A 2,282-nucleotide genomic window follows, 5' to 3' on the forward strand; every position below is an offset into this window, starting at 1 on the left:
GCGTTGACGTTAGGCTTCAAACGGATCTATCTGCCACCGGTGGATGTGTCGTTTCTTGACTTTGCGCAAGATGTGGAGTTGATTCCGCTTCCGACAGTGGAAGCGTTGCTTGAGCATCTTCGAGGACAGTCTACGCTCTTGTTTGAGGGCTTTCTTTCTCCTGTTATTACGGAACAGACATTATCCCACGAGCAACCGGAGACGGATTTTGCCTCGATCCGTGGCCAGCAGCAGGCGAAGCGCGCATTGGAGATTGCGGCGGCAGGGGGACATCATACGTTATTGATCGGTCCACCTGGTTGTGGGAAGAGTATGCTGGCTGGTGCTTTTTCTTCTATCATGTCGGATTTAGCGCAGGAGGAAGCGCTTGAAGTGTATAGCTTATATCATTTGGCGCGGGAAAAGCAGGGGATGACGTTGCGTCCGCCTTATCGCCAACCTCACCATTCCGCTTCTGCTATTTCATTGATTGGTGGGGGTACTTATCCGAAGCCTGGAGAGATTTCTTTGGCACATCGTGGCATACTGTTCCTTGATGAGCTGGGTGAATTCTCGAGGAAGACGCTGGATATGCTACGGCAGCCGATGGAGTCTGGAGAAGTGACGATTAGTCGGGTCAAGCAGACTGTGAGTTATCCGGCATCGTTTACTTTGATTGCTGCAACGAATCCTTGTCCATGTGGTTATTATGGTTCCCATGAGCGATACTGTACATGTTCTTCTAAACAAGTGACAAACTACCAACTGAAAGTATCTGGGCCGATTTTAGACAGGCTGGATTTTGTTTTGTCTTTGCAGAGCAGCGGATTGAAAGAGAAAACTACAACTGAAAGTTCTTTAGATATTCGCAAGCGGATAGCGAAAGCACGCGAGTTTCAACGTGCACGTTATGGCAACGATCTCCGTAATGGTACGGTTTCATTTCAACAACTGGAACGGACTTCCGGACTTACAGCCGAGCAGTTGAATACAATTGGTGATGTGTGCTTTGAACGAAAATGGAGTAATCGGACACAGGTCAAACTCATACGCATCGCCCGCACAATCTCGGACTTGCAAGAAAGACCGGATATTTCGATGGAAGCACTGGAAGAAGCGATTAAATGGAAACAGCTGCCTACTGGCTTGCAGACGATAGGGGGTGAAGGTGCTGTCCAAACGTAAACGAAATTGGCGGCCGAATGCCTATTATCATGTGGTGATGCGCGGGAATAACCGTCAGAATATTTTCTCGTCTGAAGAGGACATGTATCATTTAATGCGCTGTATCAGCCACGCAGCGGAGCGCTATCGTTTCGCGTTAATTGCTTTTTGTATCATGACCAATCATTTTCATTTACTCATACGATCGGAAGACGACTTGTCCCTCATCATGCGACAGATCAACCGGAGATATAGCGACTATTATTCGAAGCGCTATCGACATGTCGGACGCATTTACCAAAGTCGCTATTTTGCCAAAGAAGTTGATACTCCGCAAGCCCTCCTCGCAGTCAGCCGCTATATTCACCGCAATCCAATTGAAACGAAGATTCCGATGGTGGATCGCCTTACTGATTATCCATTCAGCTCATTTCCTTCTTATGATGCGGGTACTATATCTTCATTGACCTTTATAGATACACATTCCATTCTTCAGTACTTGCCGCCACCTTTTGAGAAAACTAGTTCAGGCTACGTTACCTACTGTTTGCATGAGATAGACGAACTTCTTAGTATGGAAGAGTATATGGGTTGAGTAAGCGTGCTTATATCTTATTGTCGAGTACGAGCTGTTTAGTTAGGTTGTCAGGTCTCCACACAATTCGCGTAGTTAAAAAGGGTAAATAAAAGAGAAAAGTATAGTCATTTGCGGTCCACAACAGTAGGTGCCAGATCCTACGTAATACTGCCGACTAAGTGCCGGAAGTGTCTACCAACAAACAACTGTAAGGCTTCCATCAAATAATGCATATAAAACGCAGCGCCTCCTTGGTACAATCAGTGTATCAATTTTAGGAGGTGCATTTTCAAGTTTCCAGAAAAGTTAAAGATTGTCCGCTTCACACTTCAATATTAAAAAAATGATGCACTGGCTACTCTAAAAAAGAAGTTTTTGATTCCACCAGTTCGCTATTTATCGCTTACTCATCACCACTGTTGAAATCAAGAACGGGTGCAACGAGTAAGCGTCTTTTCGGTGTTTTTGGCATAACTAGTTCATTAACATAGTTTTCAAAGTTCGTTGCGTTAAACAACGTAGAGGGTCGCAGGAATGCGCTGAATTCATGACGGTTCAACCA

General features: G+C 45.4%; 3 protein-coding genes. 2 read left to right on the forward strand and 1 reads right to left on the reverse strand.

The features are described 5' to 3' along the window. The coding region (locus tag CSV80_RS17160; protein WP_099669675.1) for a YifB family Mg chelatase-like AAA ATPase at positions 1-1,164 on the forward strand (1,164 nt) is incomplete at its 5' end. Then, a complete protein-coding gene (locus CSV80_RS17165) occupies positions 1,142-1,738 on the forward strand; it encodes a transposase (RefSeq protein WP_233208495.1) in 597 nt (198 codons plus the stop codon). The genes CSV80_RS17160 and CSV80_RS17165, both read left to right, overlap by 23 nt. Before the next feature lie 385 nt (positions 1,739-2,123). Here CSV80_RS17165 and CSV80_RS18215 read toward each other — a convergent pair whose 3' ends face one another. Then, positions 2,124-2,279: a conserved phage C-terminal domain-containing protein gene (locus CSV80_RS18215; protein WP_369822909.1), complete on the reverse strand. Its 156-nt coding sequence runs from the start codon at positions 2,277-2,279 to the stop codon at positions 2,124-2,126. Positions 2,280-2,282 lie beyond the last annotated feature (3 nt).

The organism is Sporosarcina sp. P12(2017) (assembly GCF_002743035.1).
In the GTDB taxonomy this organism is placed as follows: domain Bacteria; phylum Bacillota; class Bacilli; order Bacillales_A; family Planococcaceae; genus Sporosarcina; species Sporosarcina ureae.